The sequence below is a fragment of the Mycetocola miduiensis genome (assembly GCF_900115155.1).
In the GTDB taxonomy this organism is placed as follows: Bacteria; Actinomycetota; Actinomycetes; order Actinomycetales; family Microbacteriaceae; genus Mycetocola_A; species Mycetocola_A miduiensis.
The window spans coordinates 26,741-44,608 of the sequence record NZ_FOVM01000005.1; the positions used below are offsets into that span (position 1 = coordinate 26,741).

A 17,868-nucleotide genomic window follows, 5' to 3' on the forward strand; every position below is an offset into this window, starting at 1 on the left:
TACCGAGTGGAGCGAATGCCCCGTGCCGCTGCGCGGGGCTGGTTAGAGGCCCTGCTTCGATTCCGACTGTGCTGCTGTCGCTGACGCCTGGGCGATGGCCAGCCCGGGGTCGACCGGGACGTTCTTCTTGGCCTTGCCTCCACGCCGCGCGGAGTCGGTGCGCTTCGACAGCCAGCGGGCGAACCAGGACAGCGACAGGTTCATGATCAGGTAGATCACGAGTGTGACGATGAAGAACGAGAACAGGTACCGGTTGCCGTAGAAGCTCGCCAGGTTGTTCATGGTCGACCGGATCAGCTCCGGGTATCCGACGATGTAGCCGAGCGAGGTGTCCTTGAGGAGTACGACGAGCTGAGCGACGATGATCGGCAGCATCTGACGGAACGCCTGGGGGAACTCGATGAGCATGCGCGTCTGCAGTTCACGCAGGCCGAGGCTGAGCCCCGCCTCACGTTGACCGCGCGGAAGAGCAGCAAGACCGGCGCGCAGGGCCTCACCGATGATGGCGCCGTTGTACAGGCCGAGGGCGAGGACAACTGCCCAGTACGCCCCACTCGCGAATCCGAGCAGGATGAAGAGCATCATGAGCAGCACGGGCATGCCGCGCACGAATTCGAGGACGACGGTCGTCGGCACACGGACCCACGATGCTTTCGCTGTGCGAAGCAGGGCGAAGACCACTCCGAGGATCAACGCGAGCACGGCGGCAGCCGCTGCGGCCTGCAGAGTGTTGACCACACCCGACCAGATGAACGTCCAGACCTCAGGGTTCGCAAAGACGTCCCAGCGGCTGGGGTCGAACATCCCGGGAAGCACGATTCCACCGGAGCTGGGCCTCGGCGCGGCGAGCACGGCGTAGAGCCAGTACAGTCCGGCGACGATGAGTACGCCCACCACGATGGACAGCGTGATCGAAAGACGACGGGCTTTCGGGCCCGGTGCGTCGAACAGAACGGAATTGCTCATCGCGACACCACCCACTTCTTCTCGAGCCGACCGGCAAAGAAGCCGAGCGGGATGGTGATCAGCAGGTAGAAGGTCGCAACGCCGAGGAGGACGGCGATGACGGCGTCGCCGTTGGCGTTGGCGAGTTCCTTACCGATGGCGAACAGTTCGACGACGAAGAAGCCGCCGGCAACCGACGTGTTCTTGGTCAGCGCGATGATGACGTTGATGAGGGGCGGGATCACCATGCGGAATGCCTGGGGAAGGACGACATAGCCGACGGTCTGCCCGAACCCGAGTCCCACGCTTCGAGCGGCTTCGGCCTGGCCGATGGGAACGCCGTTGATGCCCGAGCGGAGTGCTTCAGCGATGAAGGGCGAGGTGTAGACACTCAAACCGATCATGGCGAACTGCTCGTACGGCATCCGTGCGCCCAGGTACGGGAGGATGAACGCGCAGAAGAAGAGGATGAGGGTGAGCGGCGTGTTACGGACCAGCTCGGTGTATGCCGCCGCAAAACCGCGGAGCGAGGGAACGGGCGAGATGCGCATGATGGCGATGAAGGTGCCGAGGACGAGGGAGGCGATCGCTGCAACGACGAGCAGTTGCAGGGTCATGCTGAAACCCTCGAGGTACCGAGGCATGTTGTCGATGATGACGTCCATGTGGCCTCTTCCGTTTCTGTCTGTACGACGGGCTCGTGGACGGGGCGGGGAGAAAGTCCCCCGCCCCGTTCACGGTTGGGACTAGTAGCGGTCTACAGCCGGCGGCTCGACGAACTCGAGCACGGTGCCAGCGGTGCTGTCCCATGCTTCTTCGTACGAACCGTCTTCGTAGGCTTCCTCGAGGGTGTCGTTGATGAAGTTGCGGAACTCGGTGTCGTCCTTCGCGAGGCCGATGCCGTAAGGCTCCTCGGTGAACGGCTTGCCGACCACCTTGAACTCGCCCTCGTTCTGTGCGGCGAGGCCCGCGAGGATCACGTTGTCGGTCGACACGGCGACGACCTGTCCGGTGCGCAGCGGCTCCAGGCAGTTCGAGTAGGTGTCGGTGAGAACGGGCTCTGCGCCGATTTCGGCCAGCTTGGCGGCCGGGGTCGAACCGGTGACGGAACAGACCGGCTGCCCGACGAGGTCCTTCTCGCTCTTGATGTCGTCGTTGTCGGCGAGCGTCAGGATCGACTGGCCTGCCATGTAGTACGGCCCGGCGAAGGAGATGACTTCCTTGCGCTTGTCGTTGATCGTGTACGTGGCGATGACGAGGTCGACCTCACCGTTCTGAATGAACGGCTCGCGGTTCGCGGAAACCGTCTCCTTCCACTCGATCTTGTCGTCCGCGATGCCGAGCTTCGCGGCGATGATCTTGCCGATCTCGACGTCGAAGCCCTCGGGCTCGCCGCTCGGGCCGACGAGGCCGAACAGCGGCTGGTCGAACTTGGTCCCGATGGTGATCGAACCGGCCTCAGCAAGCTCAGCCATGGTGGTGCCCGCTTCGAACGTCGGCTTCTCTTCCGGCTCCGGTGCAGCGGCGCCGCCGCCGTCGCCACCCGCGCAGGCAGAGAGGGCCAGCAGAGCGGCTCCTCCGAGAGCGATCAGGGATAGCTTCTTACGCTTCATCAGCTTCTCATTCCTCTTGTGTTGTGCTGTGTCTCGACCGCCGAGGACGGTCAAGGGAAACGGGCGCGGCCGAACGCCGCAGCCCGGTGGTCAGTGCTCGAGAATCTTCGACAGGAAGTCTTTCGCCCGGTCAGACTTGGGTGTCGTGAAGAACTGTTCGGGAGTAGCCTCTTCGACGATCTCACCGTCCGCCATGAAGAGCACCCGGTCGGCAGCCTTGCGGGCGAAGCCCATCTCGTGGGTCACGACGATCATCGTCATGCCCTCCTTGGCGAGTCCCACCATGACGTCGAGAACCTCGTTGATCATCTCGGGGTCGAGAGCGCTCGTCGGCTCATCCATGAGGATGAGCTTGGGGCTCATCGCGAGCGACCTTGCGATCGCCACACGCTGCTGCTGGCCGCCAGAGAGCTGCGCGGGCATCTTGTTGGCCTGGTTGGCGACTCCGACGCGTTCAAGCAGCGTCATCGCGCGCTCCGTCGCATCCTTCTTCGACATCTTCTTCACCTTGAGCGGCGCGAGGGTGACGTTCTCGAGGACCGTCTTGTGGGCGAAGAGGTTGAAGGACTGGAAGACCATGCCCACGTCTGCGCGCAGGTGGGCGAGGTCGGCCCCTTCTTCGGGCAGTTTCTTGCCATCGATGGAGATCGTTCCGGCGTCGATCGTCTCGAGCCGGTTGATCGCGCGGCACAGCGTCGATTTACCGGAGCCGCTCGGGCCGATGACAACCACAACCTCACCACGTGCGACCGAGGTGTTGATGTCCTTGAGGACGTGGAGTTCACCGTAGTGCTTGTTCACCCCGTCCATGACGACAAGAGGCTCGCCACGTTTGGCAACGGGCACACTTGTGGTGTGCGGGATAAGCGTTGGTTCCATGGGATCCAACGTAGGGGACTCCATGTTTCGCGCGCATATCGGAGCAGCCCCCGTTACTCAGTTGTAACCAAACATTCCCGTACGTTCAGGATGCGGCGGAACGCTGCGAGAAGGCAGATTCGTACAGGCAGACGGATGCCGCGGTGGCGAGGTTCATCGACTCCGCGTGGCCGTAGATGGGCACCGTGATCGCAGCATCCGCCAGCGGCAGCTGCTCGTCGGTGAGTCCGTGTGCTTCATTGCCGAAGAGCCACGCGGTCGGGCCGCCAAGAGTGCCGTCGGCGCGGGCGTCGAGCAGGCTGGTGCCCTTCACGTCTGCCGCGAGAACGGTGAGGCCAGCGGCGCGGGCGCGCTGGATGACATTCGGCAATTCTGCGCCAACCGCGATCGGTAAGTGAAACAGCGACCCCGTGGTCGACCGGACGACCTTCGGGTTGTACAGGTCGACGGTGCGACCGGTCAGGATGACGGCATCCGCCCCAGCGGAGTCTGCGGCACGGATGATCGTGCCGAGGTTGCCCGGGTCACGGACCTCTTCGAGGATCGCGATCAGCTTCGGCCCCGCCGCGAAGATGTCTTTCATCGACGTGGGGAACTGGTGGGCGACAGCGATGAATCCCTGGGGGGTCACCGTGTCACTCATCACATTGAGGACTTCTTCGGAGACGTACTCGATCTCAATGCCGGCGGCAACGGCCTTCTCGGCGATGTCTGTGTAGCGTTCGAGCGCCGTGGGCGTCGCGAACAATTCGACGAAGAGCTGAGGCCGGAACATCAGCGCCTCGGCGACCGCCTGCGGGCCTTCGAGGAGGAACAGTCCCGTCTCTGCGCGGCCTGGGCGTTTGGCAAGTTTGGCGACCGCTCTGACGCGCGGGGAACGTGGATTATCAAGCACGGCCCCAGTCTAGGAGGGGCAGCCGGGAGAGCCGACAGGCTCGCCAGAAACGCAACAACGGGCATCCCGCGAAAGCGGAATGCCCGTTGTAACAAGCAGGAGACTACGCCGCAGCGTCAGCCTTCGGAGCCGACGTGTCGGCCGGGAGAGCGTTCTTGGCGCTCTGAACGAGGGCAGCGAACGTGGCGGGCTCGTGAACGGCGAGTTCAGCGAGGATGCGACGGTCGACCTCGATGCCAGCAAGACCCAGACCCTGGATGAGGCGGTTGTAGGTCAGGCCGTTGGCGCGCGATGCCGCGTTGATCCGCTGGATCCAGAGGCGACGGAAGTCACCCTTCTTCTGGCGGCGGTCACGGTACGCGTAAACCATGGAGTGGGTGACCTGCTCCTTGGCCTTGCGGTACAGGCGTGAACGCTGACCGCGGTAACCCTCGGCGCGCTCGAGGATGACCCGACGCTTCTTGTGAGCGTTTACCGCCCTTTTTACTCTTGCCATTTGTCTATATTCCTATCGGGTCTGGTCTAGCGACCGAGAAGCTTCTTGATGTTCTTGAAGTCGGCCGCCGACACAAGCTGGTCGGAGTTCAGGCGACGCTTGCGCTGGCCGGACTTCACCTCGAGGTTGTGGCGCATGCCCGACTGCTGCTTCTTGATCTTGCCGGAACCGGTGAGCTTGAACCGCTTCTTGGCCCCGGAGTGGGTCTTCTGCTTAGGCATTGTTTTCCTCCTGCTTCGCTGCCTTGTCGGCAGCACGATGTGCGTTGGCCTCGGCCTTGGCCTCTGACTTGTTCTTCAGAGGACCAATGACCATGACCATGTTTCGACCGTCAATGGTCGGAGAGGACTCAACAGTGCCCAACTCCGCAACATCTTCGGCAAATTTCTGGAGCAAGCGCACGCCCTGGTCGGGGCGGGACTGCTCACGGCCGCGGAACAGGATCATTGCTTTGACCTTGTCGCCACCCTTGAGGAATCCCTCAGCGCGCTTTACTTTCGTCTCGTAGTCGTGCTTGTCGATCTTGAGGCGGAAACGAACCTCTTTGAGGATCGTGTTCGCCTGGTTGCGCCGGGCTTCTTTCGCCTTCTGCGCAGCCTCGTACTTGAACTTGCCGTAATCCATGATCTTTGCGACCGGTGGCTTGGAGTTGGGTGCAACCTCGACGAGGTCGAGGTCGGCATCCTGCGCCAGGCGCAATGCCACCTCGATTTTGACGACGCCGACCTGTTCTCCGGCGGGACCGACGAGGCGAACCTCGGGGACGCGGATTCGGTCGTTTGTACGGGGATCGCTAATGCGTAAACTCCTCTAACTCAAAACTCGTGACCATCGGTTCAGACGGATGCCTGCACCGGGCGAGAGAGGAGAAATACCACATCGCAGCCGTAATGGTTCAGCCATCACAGCGGCTCGTACCCTGACTACCTCGGCATGGGGACCATGCGTCTGGCGGAGTACAACAACCCGGTAACCTTAGTGAAGCGGTCAAGCGCGGGTGGGAAATTTCCTCTTTCGTACCGAGACATAGTCCCGGAGCCGTCCTAAAGTCTAGCAGAGGTTGGCATTGAGCACTAACGAATCCCCTTACGACAACATTGAAGACGCGGCAGCGGATGCTTCGCGCGATATCGCCGACGTCGGCGCCGTCGAGGTCATCACCACGACCGCCGTCCACCTGATGAGCGCAGCGGCCGTGAAGTGCGGCCTCGCCGACGACCCCGACAGCCAGCTCGACCTCGACGAAGCCAGGAAGCTCATCAACGCGCTTGCCGGCCTGATCACTGCTGGGGCACCCGAGATCAGCGACATGCACGCTCGGAGCCTGCGCGACGGGTTGCGTTCGCTGCAGCTTGCGTTCCGTGAGGCATCCGTCATCCCCGACCCCATTGGGAAGGGGCCGGGGGAAAAATGGACGGGGCCGGTTAACTAGTCCTTCTGCGGCTCCGCGGCGTGCGCCGCGTCCCCGCCCGTGGACGCCCGTCCACGCCCTGGACGCGGCACACACCGCTTCGCCTTGTCCGGCAGTTCACAAACGGCTTGAAGGCTGGGCGCCCGACCACACCCTCGGCACAATTCGTCGTCGCCCGCCTTGTTCACCAGTTCACTACGGCTGGAAATGCTCCGCCACTGAACGGTCAGTCGACCAGCGGGACCACTTCCAGGCGAGGGCCGGGACCGAGGAGAACCAGGACACGTCGCCCCGTTACTCCTTCCAGTGCCCGCATGAGACGCTCCGCATCTGCCGCAGGTCCGGCAGCCACCCCGGCCGGCGCCGCCGGGGTGTAGGAGGACGCCAGCGGCAGATCCTCAATCGGCGGAGGAACCGGCAGCGGCCCCTGCGCCCGGACACCCGCAAGTTCCTGTTCCACTCCCGGCAGGGTTCCGGGTCCAGCGGATGCCATCCGCCAGACGGCGACGGATGCTCCGGTCACCGCCTGAATGGCCTGGACGAACGGGGCCGGGTCTGCGGCCGTCACGAGGATGACCTCGCCGATCGTTCGCCGACGTGACGCCGGGGCCGGCGCGACGGCATCCGCCTGGTCCTCCCGCCAGACCGCGAAGTGATAGCCAGCGACCAGCGCCGTCGCGGTAAGCAGCCCGAGCGGTGCACGGATCTGGTCGATAAGGCCGGAGCCGCCCTGCAGGACGACCTGGAACACCTGGAAACCGATGACGAGCAGGGTGATCAGGGCGACGATGGCACTGATGCCGAACACTGCGATGAGGTAGATGCGTCGCCCTGTCGTCAGCCGCGAGGCATCCGCTGGACGGAGCGGCCGCCAGGACAGGATCCACGCGACACCACCGACGAGGAGCGCACTGAGTCCTCCGAGCAGCAACGGACGAAGACCCTCCCCCGCGAGCGGCGTGGAGAGGATACCCAGTGCCGAGTTGACGACGACCCCGAGACCGGATGCCGCACCGACGAGGGCGACACCGCTCGTCGCAAGGATGCTCGCCTGCCGCGTCGACGGTGACCGGTCGATGGCGACGGCGCGGTGGTAGGTCCAGACTGCGGTTCCGACTGCCGCGGCCGCGAGCGCGAGTCCGAGCGGGGACAACAGTTCGCCCACCGGCTCGGAATTGTCGAACAGCAGTCGAAGGACCACGTACAGCACGGTGCCGATGCCGCCGAGGGACGCAACGCTGGCGAGGAGAATCCCGAACAGGATGAGGAAGACGTTCGCGAGCCCGTTGGTCGTGGTGCGTGCCCCTTCCCGGTACCAGTGCCAGGCCCACACGGCTCCCCCGCCGACCGCCCAGACCAGCGCCTGCAGGGTTCCGATCCACCACGGCCCGCCGATCGTCGGGGATGACGTCAGGTCGCGAATCGCCGTCGTGAAGATCCCGTTGAGCAGGGTGATGGCGCTCAAGGAGCCGAGCACGAGGCCGAACGCCGCGCCGATGATGAGAGGCAGCGTGACAAGTTCGACCGGGCCCTTCGACGGGTGGCGCCACATCCAGCGGTGCCACACCCAGACTGCGGCCCAGACCAGGCCCGTGCCGAGCGCTAGCGCGTCCCAGTCGCCGTCGATCAGGGAGGCGATCACCGAGAGCAGCGCGGTGCTGGAGGAGACCAGCGCCACGACCAGGACAGCCGAGATGTAGAGTCCCCACTCGATCGCTCCCCGCTCGGCAGGGTCGGCCAGCCGGCGCCAGAGGATCCACCAGAGCACACCAGCGAGCGGGCCGCCGATCAGGGTGAACGCCAGCCCCTGCGCGATGGTGGACGTATTGTTCCCGACGAGGAGAGTGTCTGGCCCGAGGACCAGGCTGAGCAGGGTCTGCACGCCGATCGCGGTGATGACGACGAGGACGAAAAGAAGCGTATAGACAATGAGCCTGCGGACCGTCTGACCGGCCGTCGGCCCAGGAGCAGGCGCATATGGGGCCTGGACGGCACTCACTTCGCACCGTCCATCAGGCAGATGGCGAGTTCCCACGGGGCGGTTTCGATGACCCAGTCGCCGCCCTCCTGCACGAGGCGAAAGTCTTCTTCGTAGCTGTACTCCGACCCGAACGCGCCCCCCTCGTGCCTACTGACCTGCACACGCACATCCGCACTGTCGTCGCGCTGGTCTGTCGAGATGAGTGTGATCCGGATATCGTCAGCGGATGTGTTCTGGACGGTCCCGCATTCCTCCTGGGCGCCGGCGGAGAGGTAGTCCATGGCCGCGTCGTCGTCACCCTCGAGGACAGCTGTCGAGTATCGCTGCACCACCCCCTCCGGCGTGGACTCGTCGAGCAGCTCCGGTTCGCCCCTGGTGAAAACCAGGACAAGCGCGACGATCACCAACACGGCGATCACGGTGAGGAGAAGAATCAGACTTCTGCGGGCACCAGCTGTGGCGTGCGTCATCTGGTCAGTATGGCGCACCTGTTCCGGCGTGGGCACCCCGAGAACGGGCCGCTAACCGGCGGAGGCGCGGCGAACCTGTTCGGAGTAATACTCGAGCTGAGCCGGGAAGTAGTCGTCCCACTCGGGGCGCGGCACACCAGCACGGGATGCCACGAGCAGGTCGAGGTAGTGCTCCCAGCCGGGGCCGCTCATCTCGGCGGTGGCGACGTCGTCGAGAAAGTGAACGAAGGTCAGCACGGTCTGGCCGTCGTTCTCTTCGAGCCGCGTTTCCAGCAGCCACTCCTCGCCCTGCCCTGCGCCCGACGCCGTGACCCTGAGCAGGTGCGTCGGATTGCACTCGTCGATGCGCACGGCACTCCAGTCCGCACCCTCTTCGAACGACATGCGAAGCTCCACGGTGCTGCCGGTTCCCGGTCGCCCGCGCCACGGACCGATCCATTCGGCGGTCCGTTCGGGATCGGTGAGGCTCGCCCACACATCAGCGGCGGGGGCGTCGAAGGTGCGGGTAAGTTCAAGTTCGAAGGTTCCAGCGCCTGAACGCGTCACCTTCCCAGTGGGCTGCGGCATCGTTGCTTCCTTCCGGGTGACTGATGGCACCACCATACTCGGGGCACGCACCGGGAAAGCGGATGCTGTCAGACTCTGGAACGGTTCAGGCGGACGCTTCCAGCTTCACCCTCAGGGAATCCACCCGGGTGGCGATGATGTCACTCGCCGCCCAGCGCTGGGCCAGCCGGTTCAGTGTGACATCGAGTTCGGCGCGGGTGAGGCCGTCGACGAGTTCAAGCCGCACAATCACTTCGGGTCCGCCGAGGCGAGCCGAAGTGTCGCCGGCAGCAAGCCGGACGTTGAGGACCGCCAGTTCCGATCGCACACTGGTGAGGAAGGCGTCGAGAACATCCGGGTTCGCATAGCCAGGCTGCCACGGCTGCGACTGGGCGATCGCCCACAGCGCCGGGCGGCGGATGGCGAACTCGGTCGGGCTCGTCGGGTCGAGGACGACAAGGTCCGTGCTCTCGCTCGCCGCAGCTAGCGCGACACGGATGCCGTCGGCCGGCACCGGGCGCGCTTTCACGTTCCACGCAGCCATGGCCGTAACCGACGAGAACACCGGCAGGACATTGCGGCCGTCCGGTCCCCCGACGGTCACGATCGAGAGTTCCTGCGTCTTGTCGACCTTCTGGCCGTTCGGCCCGATCCCGACGTCGCCGGCGTGCGCGACCAGCGGGATCAGCAGCCGGGACGTGCGGAACGCGTCGACGACATCCGCTTCACCGGATGTGCCGTCGTGGAACCGCGCCAACGCACTGATCAGGAGTTCGGGCGCTGACCCGTCATCGGTCGACGCCGGGGCATCACCGAACGAACGGCCCTGCCACGGCTGGCCCGCCGAATCCGCGGAGTCAGTCGGATGCGACATCCAGCGCCTCAGCGAGCGTGAAGGCGCCCGCATAGAGCGCCTTGCCGACGATGGCACCCTCGAGCCCGAGAGGGACGAGCGAACGCAGCGCGACGAGGTCGTCGAGGCTGGACACACCGCCGGAGGCGACGACGGGCCGGTTCGTGCGTTCAAGAACCTGGCGGAGCAGCTCGATGTTCGGGCCCTGCAGGGTGCCGTCCTTGGTGACGTCGGTCACAACGTAACGCGCGCAGCCAGCCTGTTCGAGCCGGTCGATGACGGTCCACAGGTCGCCGCCGTCCTTGGTCCAGCCGCGAGCGGCGAGGGTCGTGCCGCGAACGTCGAGACCGACGGCGATCGCCTCCCCATACTGCCCGATGACATTGGCTGCCCACTCCGGGTTCTCGAGCGCGGCTGTACCAAGGTTGATCCGCTTGACCCCGGTTGCGAGAGCGGCCTCGAGTGACGCGTCGTCACGAATGCCTCCTGACAGCTCGACGTTCACGCCGCGGACCTGCTTGATCACCTTGCGGATGACGCCGGAGTTGCTGCCTCGGCCGAACGCGGCGTCGAGGTCGACGAGGTGAATCCACTCGGCTCCCTGCGTCGCCCAGTCGGATGCCGCATCCACCGGGTCACCGTAGTTGGTTTCGGTGCCGGCCTCGCCCTGGGTCAGCCGGACGGCCTTGCCGTCGGCGACGTCGACCGCAGGAAGCAGCACAAGCTTCGGCGTCGAGTTGAACTCACTCATTATTGTCCTTGGTTTTCGGGCGCGGCAGTTGGACGCCGCATGGGTATTCGTCAGTCGGTGGTAAGGGAGCCGACCCAGTTCCTCAGCAGCCGGATGCCGGCTTCTCCCGACTTCTCGGGGTGGAACTGGGTGGCGGAGAGGGGACCGTTCTCGACGGCGGCGATGAAACGGGCGCCGTGTTCGGACCAGGTCACCCGAGGCTCAGGGAACGGGCGCGTCGCTTCGAGCGTCCAGTGTTGCGCGGCGTAGGAGTGCACGAAGTAGAAGCGTTCGTCCCGGAGGCCGGCGAAGAGGACCGAATTCTCCGGGGCATCCACCGTGTTCCAGCCCATGTGCGGGAGCACGGGGGAATCCAGTTCGGTGACGGCGCCGGGCCACTCGCCGAGACCTTCGGTGTCCATACCGCGTTCGACGCCGCGTTCGAACATGACCTGCATGCCGACGCAGATGCCGAGCACCTTACGACCCCCGGCCAGGCGGCGGTCGACGATCTCAGCGCTCCGGTTCTTGTTCAGCTGCTCCATCACGGCGCTGAATGCGCCGACGCCTGGCACAAGGAGGCCGTCGGCTTCCATTGCGCGCGCACGGTTACCGGTGAGCTCAACGTTGGCCCCGGCCGCTTCGAGCGCCTTGACCGCAGAGTGCACGTTTCCGCTGCCGTAGTCGAGGACGACGACGCGAGGAGAAGACCCTCCGCTCACAGCACACCTTTCGTCGATGGGATACCCGTCACTTCGGGGTCGAGCGCCTTCGCCAGCCGAAACGCCCGGGCGAAGGCCTTGAATTCGGCCTCGGCGATGTGGTGCGGGTCGCGGCCACCGAGAACCCGGACGTGCACGGTGAGGGCGGCGTTGTATGTGATCGCCTCGAAGACGTGGCGGATCATCGATCCGGTGAAGTGCCCGCCGATCAGGTGGAACTCGAAACCGGCGGGCTCGCCGGAGTGCACGAGGTACGGGCGGCCGGAGATATCGACGACCGCCTGCACGAGTGCTTCGTCGAGCGGAACAAGCGCATCACCGTACCGGGAGATCCCCGACTTGGTGCCGAGTGCTTCTTTGATCGCCTGGCCGAGCGCGATTCCGATGTCCTCCACTGTGTGGTGCACATCGATATCTGTGTCCCCCTTGGCGCGCACAGTGAGGTCAGTGAGCGAATGCTTCGCGAACGCCGTCAGCAGGTGGTCGTAGAACGGAACGGACGTGTCGATGTCGCTCGTGCCGGTGCCGTCGAGGTTGATCGACAGTTCGATGCTGGATTCGCTCGTCTCACGCTGGATGCGGGCGACACGCCTCTCGGTGCCGATGTGCTCGGTGCTGATGGTTTCGACGCTCATGGTTTCGAGCCTATCGCGGCCATCGCGTCGAGGAACGCGGTCGTCTCTGCTTCGGTGCCGGCGGTAACGCGCAGCTGGCCGGGTAGCCCGATGTCGCGGATCAGGATACCTCGCTCCAGCAACGCTTCGAACAGGGCGTGCGGGTTCTCCACTCCCCCGAAAAGAACGAAGTTGCTGTGGCTGCGGTAGGCGTGGAAGCCCAGCTGGGTCAGTCCTGCGGTGATGCGGTCGCGCTGGACCCGGATGTCGTCGACCATGGCGAGCATCGCGTCGCTGTGCGCGAGTGCGGCGGTCGCCGCCGCCTGGGTGAGTGCGGACAGGTGGTAAGGCAGCCGCACGAGACGGAGGGCATCCGTCACGGCGGGGTCCGCGGCGAGATACCCCACCCGGATGCCGGCGAAAGCGAACGCCTTGCTCATCGTCCGCGAGACGAGCAGTCGCTCGCGGCCGGGCAGCAGGGTCAGGGCGCTCGGGATGTCGTGCGGTGCGAACTCGACGTATGCCTCGTCGACGACGACGATGCCGTCAGTCGCGTCATAGACCGCCTTGATCGTGTCGAGCGCGAGGGGCGTACCGGTCGGGTTGTTCGGCGAGCAGAGGAAGACGATGTCCGGTTGAGCCTTCGCCACGGCCGCAGCAGCAGTGGCCGGCGACAACTCATACTCGGCGTCCCGCTCGGCGGCGAGCCACGTGGTCCCCGTCCCTGAGGCAAGGAGCGAATACATCGAATAGGTCGGCGCAAAACCGAGGAGGGTCCGGCCCGGACCACCGAAGGCCTGCAGCGCCTGCTGGAGCACTTCGTTGGATCCGTTCGCGGCCCAGATGTTGTCCCGGCTGAGCCCGTGTCCGAGGTACCCAGCGAGGCTGTCGCGCAGCGCGCTGAACTCACGGTCGGGGTACCGGTTGGCGCCGAGGACGGCGGAGGCGAGGGCGGTCACGATGTCGCGGGCGACGACCTCAGGAATCGGATGCGTGTTCTCGTTGACGTTGAGCGCCACGGGGACGGTCTTCTGGGGAGCCCCGTAGGGCGTCTTGCCGCGCAGGTCGTCGCGGATGGGCAGGGACTCGAGAGAACTCACCCGACAAGTTTACCGACGGCGGCCACCGCCTCGGTTCGCCCGCGCGAAGCCGCGGACAGCCTGGTTCAGTTGCCTGCGTACTGCTCGGGGACGGCGATGCGCTGCCCGGGCGAGACGGTCGAACTGTCGAGCTGGTTGAGCCGCATGATGTCTGCGATCACATCGCGCGGGTCTGCCTCGGGGGCGATGCTCGACGCGAGCTGCCAGAGCGATTGACCGGACTCGATGGTCGCGTATTCGAATACGACGGAACTCGAGCTCGATGTCGCGACGGCGGGAAGCGCGTTGACGCCGAGCCATGCGGCGACGGCGACCAGTGGAGCGGCAGCAAGCGAGGTGAAGACGACGCGGCCGCGGCGGGTCAGTCGGATACGGCCGGTGGGCTGTGTCCCGGTTGGCTGCGTCCCGGTTGGCTGCGTCATAGAGGCGACCGGGTGCGGGGCTACAACGGGCGACGGTCGCATCGCTGCCTGGCGGGATGAGAGTGCCGGGCGGATCGGGGTGATGACTGCTGTGCTCATGATGTGTCTCCTGCGTGGCTGACTGTGCGGTGCGGTGCTTCGGAGTGTTCGTATCCGACCCCCGGCGGGGGGAGCCGGATACGAAGCTGTGTTCCGAATATATATTCGATTGTTCGAACATTCAAGTAGGTGTTCGTACTTTTGCGGAATTCTTTCCCGACACACTCGAACGAATGTTTGCCGCCCACCGGTGCCGAGACTAGAGTTCTGCTACTGGTTGATACCCAATCAGCGACCACTGACATTGGCCGGCGACGCCCGCCGGACGGGAGTGACATGACGCTCGACAAGAGGAATGCCGCCGGAACGGCTGGGGCTGCCGCCGCTGCCGCGAAACCCAAGCGGGTGCTCGCCGAGAAGCCGACAACCCGGCGACGTAAGAGCCTCAGCGAGAAGCAGATGGCGATTCTCGACGTGATCCAGCGCTCGGTGAGTTCTCGTGGGTATCCGCCGAGCATGCGCGAAATCGGCGATGCGGTCGGCCTCGCCTCCCTGTCGAGCGTTACCCACCAGCTGAACCAGCTCGAGCTCAGCGGCTACCTCCGCCGCGACCCGAACCGTCCCCGCGCGCTCGAGATCCTCATCGATCTGCCGTCGCCGTCATCCGAAGTGGACTTCGAGAACACGACTCCGGTCGGCGACGCCGCCATGGTCCCCCTCGTAGGGCGGATCGCCGCCGGCGTGCCGATCACCGCAGACCAGCAGGTCGAAGAGGTCTTCCCGCTTCCCCGGCAGCTCGTCGGCAAGGGCGAGCTCTTCATGTTGAAGGTGTCAGGCGAGTCGATGATCGACGCGGCGATCTGCGATGGTGACTGGGTGGTCGTCCGGCAGCAGCAAACAGCCGAGAACGGTGACATCGTCGCGGCGATGCTCGACGGCGAAGCGACCGTCAAGGTCTTCCGCCAGCGCGACGGTCACACCTGGCTGCTCCCCCGCAACTCGAGCTTCGAACCGATCCTCGGTGACGAAGCCGACGTGCTCGGCAAGATCGTGGCTGTGCTCCGAGCGGTCTGACGGGTCAGGCCGGCCGGGCGAACTCCGCGACCTGCGCGGCGAGTTCTTCGGATGCCATCGCGCGAACGTGGGTGCCCTCCTCGAGGTAGTCGAGATGATCGACCCGTCCGCGCCGGTGCAGCATCGAAATGACATCGCCTCGGTCGTACGGCACGAGAAGGTCGAGTGCGACCGATGGGCTCGGCAGGAGCCGGCCCAGGGCGGCAAGGATCTCGTCAATGCCTTCGCCCGTTCGCGCTGACGCGAAAATGGCATTCGGCTCGAGGCCGCGCAGCAGCAGCCGGTCATCTTCGTCGACGAGGTCGCTCTTGTTGAAGACGACAAGTTCGGGGATGTCCCTCGCGCCGACGTCTCCGATGACGTCGCGAACGGTCGTCAGCTGAGCCGCGGGATCCGGGTGGGATCCGTCGACGACGTGCACGATGACGTCCGCTTCACCGACTTCTTCGAGCGTCGACCGGAATGCTTCGACAAGCTGGTGCGGCAGGTTCCGGACGAAGCCGACGGTGTCCGAGATCGTGTAGAGCCTGCCGTCTTCAGTCTGGGTGCGCCGGACAGTGGCGTCCAGGGTAGCGAACAGGGAGTTCTCGACGAGAACGCCCGCCTTCGTGATGCGGTTGAGAAGGCTCGACTTGCCCGCGTTTGTGTATCCGGCGATCGCGACGGACGGCACTTCGAAGCGGTGCCGGTTGGCGCGTTTCGCCTCTCGTGCCGGGCCGAAACCTTTGATCTGCTTGCGGAGCCTGGCCATCCGGGTGTGAATGCGGCGGCGGTCGAGTTCGATCTTCGTCTCACCTGGTCCGCGCGAACCCATTCCCGCGCCGGCCCCACCGACCTGGCCACCGGCCTGGCGGGACATCGATTCACCCCAGCCTCGAAGTCGCGGCAGGAGGTATTCGAGCTGCGCCAGTTCGACCTGCGCCTTACCCTCGCGGCTCTTCGCGTGCTGGCTGAAGATGTCGAGGATGACGGCGGTGCGGTCGATGACTTTCACCTTCACCACGTCCTCGAGGGCACGGCGCTGGCTGGGCGCCAGTTCGGTGTCGGCGATGACGGTGTCGGCGCCAAGGGCCGCGACGATGCCGCGGAGTTCCTCAGCTTTGCCCTTGCCGAGGTAGGTGCTGGGGTCCGGGTGCGGTCGGCGCTGGAGCATGCCGTCGAGCACAACGGCGCCGGCTGTCTCGGCCAGCGCGGCGAGTTCCCGGATGGAGTTCTCGGCATCCTGCAGCGATCCCTGCGAGTAGATCCCGATGAGCACGACGTTCTCGATGCGCAACTGCCGGTATTCGACCTCGGTGACGTCTTCGAGCTCGGTCGACAGCCCGGACACCCGGCGCAGCGCCTGACGGTCTTCGCGGTCGAACTGCTCGCCGTCGCGGCCTGCGTCTGTCGTCTCGAAGCCGGTTTCAGCGTCGAGCGCTGTGGCCTTGCCCGTGCCGAAAAGCGAGTACCCGGACGCGCGGGTCTCGGCGTTCTTCAGGACGCGGGCGACGGCGTCGTCGTCGACGGGTGTGTCTGGAGTATCGCTAGGTTGAGTCATCAGAGTTAACCCTAACCCGAATGGTCGAGTAACGTTCGGGTATGGCCAGCGATCACTATTTCACCGGGGTGCCTGGCACCGAACTCAAGCTGCGGACCGTCACGGTGCACCTCGCGGGCGCCGAACGCGAGCTGACCACGGCCAACGGCATCTTCAGCCCCAGCCGTGTCGACCAGGGAACCCAGGTCCTCCTGAGCGAGACACCCCGCCCGCCGGCGACCGGCAATATCCTCGACCTCGGCTGCGGTTGGGGACCGATCGCGTTCACTATCGCTTTTGCGTCACCGGATGCCACGGTGTGGGCCGTCGACGTCAACGAACGTTCCCTCGAACTGGTCCGGATGAACGCCGAGAAGCTCGGCCTCGACAATGTGCGCGCAGTGCTCCCCGACCAGGTGCCCGCCGATCTCGTCTTCGACTCGATCTGGTCGAACCCGCCGATCCGGATCGGCAAGCAGGCGCTGCACGAGATGCTCGAGTACTGGCTGCCGCGGCTCGCCCCAGGCTCGGACGCCTGGCTCGTCGTGCAGAAGAATCTCGGCGCTGACAGCCTGCACCGCTGGCTGCAGGAGCATCTCCCCGACTTCGATGTGACCCGGGAGGCGATCAGCAAGGGCTATCGCGTGTTGCGCGCCGGCCGGCACGACAGCTGAACTCAGCCCAGTTCGAGCGTTCCAACGTAAACCAGTTCGGCGGGGCCGCTCAGCCCGACGTGCTCACCGTCCTGGGTGGCGAACATCCGCACACCGAGTGTTCCACCAGGCACGTCCACCCGCCACTGGTTCGGGGCGGCCGCTCCCGCCCAATGACGTGTCGCCAGCGCTGCCGCGGCGACGCCGGTGCCACAGGAAAGCGTTTCGCCGCTCCCCCGCTCGTGGACCCTCATGGTGATGCGGCCGACGCCATCGGTGACCAGCGGGTCGTGCGGCACGACGAACTCGACGTTGGCGCCGTCGATCGGCTCCGGTTCGATCCGCGGCACGTAGCTGAGGTCCGCTGACGCCAGCTCCGTCTCATCCGCGAGGGCGAGGACCACGTGGGGATTGCCCACGTTGATGCCGAGGCCCGGCCGAGCCACTTTGAGTTCCTTGGCCCGGACGAGAGGTTCTCCGCCGTCGAGTTTCCACCGGCCGAGGTCGACCTGGAAGCCGTTCGTCGACTTCTGAACGTCGCGCACGCCAGCGCGCGTCCCGATCGGCAGCGTGTCGCCGGACTCCAGGGTCGCGAGGCCCTGGTCGAGCAGGTAACGGACGAAAACGCGGATGCCGTTGCCGCACATCTCTGCGATCGATCCGTCTGCGTTGTGGTAATCCATGAACCATTCGGCGTTCTCATCTTCCGCCAGGGCCGCAGCCCCTGCGTCGAGGTTCGCCGACCGCACGGCGCGGATGACGCCGTCTGCGCCGACGCCGAAATGCCGGTCGCAGATCGCGGTGATCTGTTCGGCGGTGAGTGGCATGGTTCCGTCCGGGTCAGCATAGAGGACGAAATCGTTGCCTGTGCCGTGACCTTTGGTGAACTGGAGAGTGAATGCCATG

Annotated in this window: 22 protein-coding genes; 3 read left to right on the top strand and 19 right to left on the bottom strand. The window is 65.3% G+C overall.

All coding sequences use genetic code 11. From position 1 onward, the window contains the following. Positions 1 to 42: 42 nt before the first annotated feature. The 8 genes from BM197_RS09180 to infC form a co-directional block, all read right to left on the bottom strand. Positions 43 to 966 (bottom strand): amino acid ABC transporter permease, encoded by a 924-nt coding sequence (locus BM197_RS09180; protein WP_090711185.1) that lies wholly within the window; start codon positions 964 to 966, stop codon positions 43 to 45. Further along, positions 963 to 1,610, bottom strand: coding sequence for an amino acid ABC transporter permease (locus tag BM197_RS09185; protein ID WP_090710813.1), 648 nt, complete (start codon positions 1,608 to 1,610; stop codon positions 963 to 965). The genes BM197_RS09180 and BM197_RS09185 overlap by 4 nt, the downstream gene beginning before the upstream one ends. An 81-nt stretch (positions 1,611 to 1,691) precedes the next feature. Beyond that, a complete protein-coding gene (locus BM197_RS09190; RefSeq protein WP_090710816.1) occupies positions 1,692 to 2,558 on the bottom strand; it encodes a glutamate ABC transporter substrate-binding protein in 867 nt (288 codons plus the stop codon). Positions 2,559 to 2,648: 90 nt separating this feature from the next. Next, the gene (locus tag BM197_RS09195) at positions 2,649 to 3,437 is read right to left on the bottom strand and encodes an amino acid ABC transporter ATP-binding protein (protein WP_090710818.1); all 789 of its coding nucleotides are present in this window, start codon (positions 3,435 to 3,437) and stop codon (positions 2,649 to 2,651) included. Positions 3,438 to 3,522: 85 nt separating this feature from the next. Next, positions 3,523 to 4,332 carry a TrmH family RNA methyltransferase gene (locus tag BM197_RS09200; RefSeq protein WP_090710820.1) on the bottom strand — a complete coding sequence of 270 codons (810 nt, stop codon included), beginning with the start codon at positions 4,330 to 4,332 and terminating at the stop codon, positions 3,523 to 3,525. Between the two features lie 103 nt (positions 4,333 to 4,435). Then, positions 4,436 to 4,828, bottom strand: coding sequence for a 50S ribosomal protein L20 (gene rplT / locus BM197_RS09205; RefSeq protein WP_090710822.1), 393 nt, complete (start codon positions 4,826 to 4,828; stop codon positions 4,436 to 4,438). 26 nt (positions 4,829 to 4,854) lie between these two features. Further along, entirely contained in the window at positions 4,855 to 5,049 is a 195-nt protein-coding gene (rpmI, locus tag BM197_RS09210) for a 50S ribosomal protein L35 (protein WP_090710823.1), read from the bottom strand. Then, complete coding sequence (infC, locus tag BM197_RS09215; protein ID WP_090710825.1) at positions 5,042 to 5,626, bottom strand: translation initiation factor IF-3; 585 nt, start codon at positions 5,624 to 5,626, stop codon at positions 5,042 to 5,044. Before infC ends, rpmI begins: the two co-directional genes overlap by 8 nt. Before the next feature lie 268 nt (positions 5,627 to 5,894). On the opposite strand from infC, the gene BM197_RS09220 reads away from it, so the two are divergent. After that, on the top strand, positions 5,895 to 6,260 hold the full coding sequence (locus BM197_RS09220; protein WP_177216793.1) for a DUF1844 domain-containing protein: 366 nt from the start codon (positions 5,895 to 5,897) through the stop codon (positions 6,258 to 6,260). A gap of 205 nt (positions 6,261 to 6,465) precedes the next feature. Here the strand turns inward: BM197_RS09220 and BM197_RS09225 are convergent, their stop codons facing one another. The 9 genes from BM197_RS09225 to BM197_RS09265 form a co-directional block, all read right to left on the bottom strand. Beyond that, a complete protein-coding gene (locus BM197_RS09225; RefSeq protein ID WP_090710828.1) occupies positions 6,466 to 8,238 on the bottom strand; it encodes a DUF5671 domain-containing protein in 1,773 nt (590 codons plus the stop codon). Continuing rightward, entirely contained in the window at positions 8,235 to 8,690 is a 456-nt protein-coding gene (locus tag BM197_RS09230) for an LpqB family beta-propeller domain-containing protein (protein WP_090710829.1), read from the bottom strand. The genes BM197_RS09225 and BM197_RS09230 overlap by 4 nt, the downstream gene beginning before the upstream one ends. Positions 8,691 to 8,741: 51 nt before the next feature. Continuing rightward, positions 8,742 to 9,257 (bottom strand): SRPBCC family protein, encoded by a 516-nt coding sequence (locus BM197_RS09235; protein WP_090710831.1) that lies wholly within the window; start codon positions 9,255 to 9,257, stop codon positions 8,742 to 8,744. Between the two features lie 85 nt (positions 9,258 to 9,342). Next, on the bottom strand, positions 9,343 to 10,110 hold the full coding sequence (locus tag BM197_RS09240; RefSeq protein WP_090710833.1) for an SseB family protein: 768 nt from the start codon (positions 10,108 to 10,110) through the stop codon (positions 9,343 to 9,345). Beyond that, the gene (gene priA / locus BM197_RS09245; RefSeq protein WP_090710834.1) at positions 10,094 to 10,840 is read right to left on the bottom strand and encodes a bifunctional 1-(5-phosphoribosyl)-5-((5-phosphoribosylamino)methylideneamino)imidazole-4-carboxamide isomerase/phosphoribosylanthranilate isomerase PriA; all 747 of its coding nucleotides are present in this window, start codon (positions 10,838 to 10,840) and stop codon (positions 10,094 to 10,096) included. Before priA ends, BM197_RS09240 begins: the two co-directional genes overlap by 17 nt. A 50-nt stretch (positions 10,841 to 10,890) precedes the next feature. Continuing rightward, positions 10,891 to 11,541 (bottom strand): imidazole glycerol phosphate synthase subunit HisH, encoded by a 651-nt coding sequence (gene hisH / locus BM197_RS09250; protein WP_090710836.1) that lies wholly within the window; start codon positions 11,539 to 11,541, stop codon positions 10,891 to 10,893. Continuing rightward, positions 11,538 to 12,176, bottom strand: a complete 639-nt coding sequence (gene hisB / locus BM197_RS09255; RefSeq protein ID WP_090710838.1) for an imidazoleglycerol-phosphate dehydratase HisB — start codon at positions 12,174 to 12,176, stop codon at positions 11,538 to 11,540. Before hisB ends, hisH begins: the two co-directional genes overlap by 4 nt. Then, a complete protein-coding gene (locus BM197_RS09260) occupies positions 12,173 to 13,255 on the bottom strand; it encodes a histidinol-phosphate transaminase (protein ID WP_090710840.1) in 1,083 nt (360 codons plus the stop codon). Before BM197_RS09260 ends, hisB begins: the two co-directional genes overlap by 4 nt. A gap of 65 nt (positions 13,256 to 13,320) precedes the next feature. After that, a complete protein-coding gene (locus BM197_RS09265; RefSeq protein ID WP_245762474.1) occupies positions 13,321 to 13,776 on the bottom strand; it encodes a LysM peptidoglycan-binding domain-containing protein in 456 nt (151 codons plus the stop codon). Positions 13,777 to 14,175: 399 nt separating this feature from the next. Here BM197_RS09265 and lexA point away from each other — a divergent pair, with 399 nt between their 5' ends. Continuing rightward, positions 14,176 to 14,790, top strand: a complete 615-nt coding sequence (lexA, locus tag BM197_RS09270) for a transcriptional repressor LexA (protein WP_425435714.1) — start codon at positions 14,176 to 14,178, stop codon at positions 14,788 to 14,790. 4 nt (positions 14,791 to 14,794) lie between these two features. On the opposite strand, the gene hflX is transcribed toward lexA, so the two are convergent. After that, a complete protein-coding gene (hflX, locus tag BM197_RS09275; RefSeq protein ID WP_090710843.1) occupies positions 14,795 to 16,330 on the bottom strand; it encodes a GTPase HflX in 1,536 nt (511 codons plus the stop codon). Between the two features lie 41 nt (positions 16,331 to 16,371). On the opposite strand from hflX, the gene BM197_RS09280 reads away from it, so the two are divergent. Continuing rightward, a complete protein-coding gene (locus BM197_RS09280; protein ID WP_090710845.1) occupies positions 16,372 to 16,983 on the top strand; it encodes a class I SAM-dependent methyltransferase in 612 nt (203 codons plus the stop codon). Between the two features lie 2 nt (positions 16,984 to 16,985). On the opposite strand, the gene dapF is transcribed toward BM197_RS09280, so the two are convergent. After that, on the bottom strand, positions 16,986 to 17,867 hold the full coding sequence (gene dapF / locus BM197_RS09285; protein WP_090710847.1) for a diaminopimelate epimerase: 882 nt from the start codon (positions 17,865 to 17,867) through the stop codon (positions 16,986 to 16,988). Between the last annotated feature and the right edge of the window lies 1 nt (position 17,868).

Coding starts and splice junctions, on each gene's coding strand:
- BM197_RS09180 (WP_090711185.1), bottom strand. CDS start 966: ATGAGCAATTCCGTTCTGTTCGACGCACCGGGCCCGAAAGCCCGTCGT.
- BM197_RS09185 (WP_090710813.1), bottom strand. CDS start 1,610: ATGGACGTCATCATCGACAACATGCCTCGGTACCTCGAGGGTTTCAGC.
- BM197_RS09190 (WP_090710816.1), bottom strand. CDS start 2,558: ATGAAGCGTAAGAAGCTATCCCTGATCGCTCTCGGAGGAGCCGCTCTG.
- BM197_RS09195 (WP_090710818.1), bottom strand. CDS start 3,437: ATGGAACCAACGCTTATCCCGCACACCACAAGTGTGCCCGTTGCCAAA.
- rplT (WP_090710822.1), bottom strand. CDS start 4,828: ATGGCAAGAGTAAAAAGGGCGGTAAACGCTCACAAGAAGCGTCGGGTC.
- rpmI (WP_090710823.1), bottom strand. CDS start 5,049: ATGCCTAAGCAGAAGACCCACTCCGGGGCCAAGAAGCGGTTCAAGCTC.
- BM197_RS09230 (WP_090710829.1), bottom strand. CDS start 8,690: ATGACGCACGCCACAGCTGGTGCCCGCAGAAGTCTGATTCTTCTCCTC.
- BM197_RS09235 (WP_090710831.1), bottom strand. CDS start 9,257: ATGCCGCAGCCCACTGGGAAGGTGACGCGTTCAGGCGCTGGAACCTTC.
- BM197_RS09240 (WP_090710833.1), bottom strand. CDS start 10,110: ATGTCGCATCCGACTGACTCCGCGGATTCGGCGGGCCAGCCGTGGCAG.
- priA (WP_090710834.1), bottom strand. CDS start 10,840: ATGAGTGAGTTCAACTCGACGCCGAAGCTTGTGCTGCTTCCTGCGGTC.
- hisB (WP_090710838.1), bottom strand. CDS start 12,176: ATGAGCGTCGAAACCATCAGCACCGAGCACATCGGCACCGAGAGGCGT.
- BM197_RS09265 (WP_245762474.1), bottom strand. CDS start 13,776: ATGAGCACAGCAGTCATCACCCCGATCCGCCCGGCACTCTCATCCCGC.
- lexA (WP_425435714.1), top strand. CDS start 14,176: ATGGCGATTCTCGACGTGATCCAGCGCTCGGTGAGTTCTCGTGGGTAT.
- hflX (WP_090710843.1), bottom strand. CDS start 16,330: ATGACTCAACCTAGCGATACTCCAGACACACCCGTCGACGACGACGCC.
- BM197_RS09280 (WP_090710845.1), top strand. CDS start 16,372: ATGGCCAGCGATCACTATTTCACCGGGGTGCCTGGCACCGAACTCAAG.
- dapF (WP_090710847.1), bottom strand. CDS start 17,867: ATGGCATTCACTCTCCAGTTCACCAAAGGTCACGGCACAGGCAACGAT.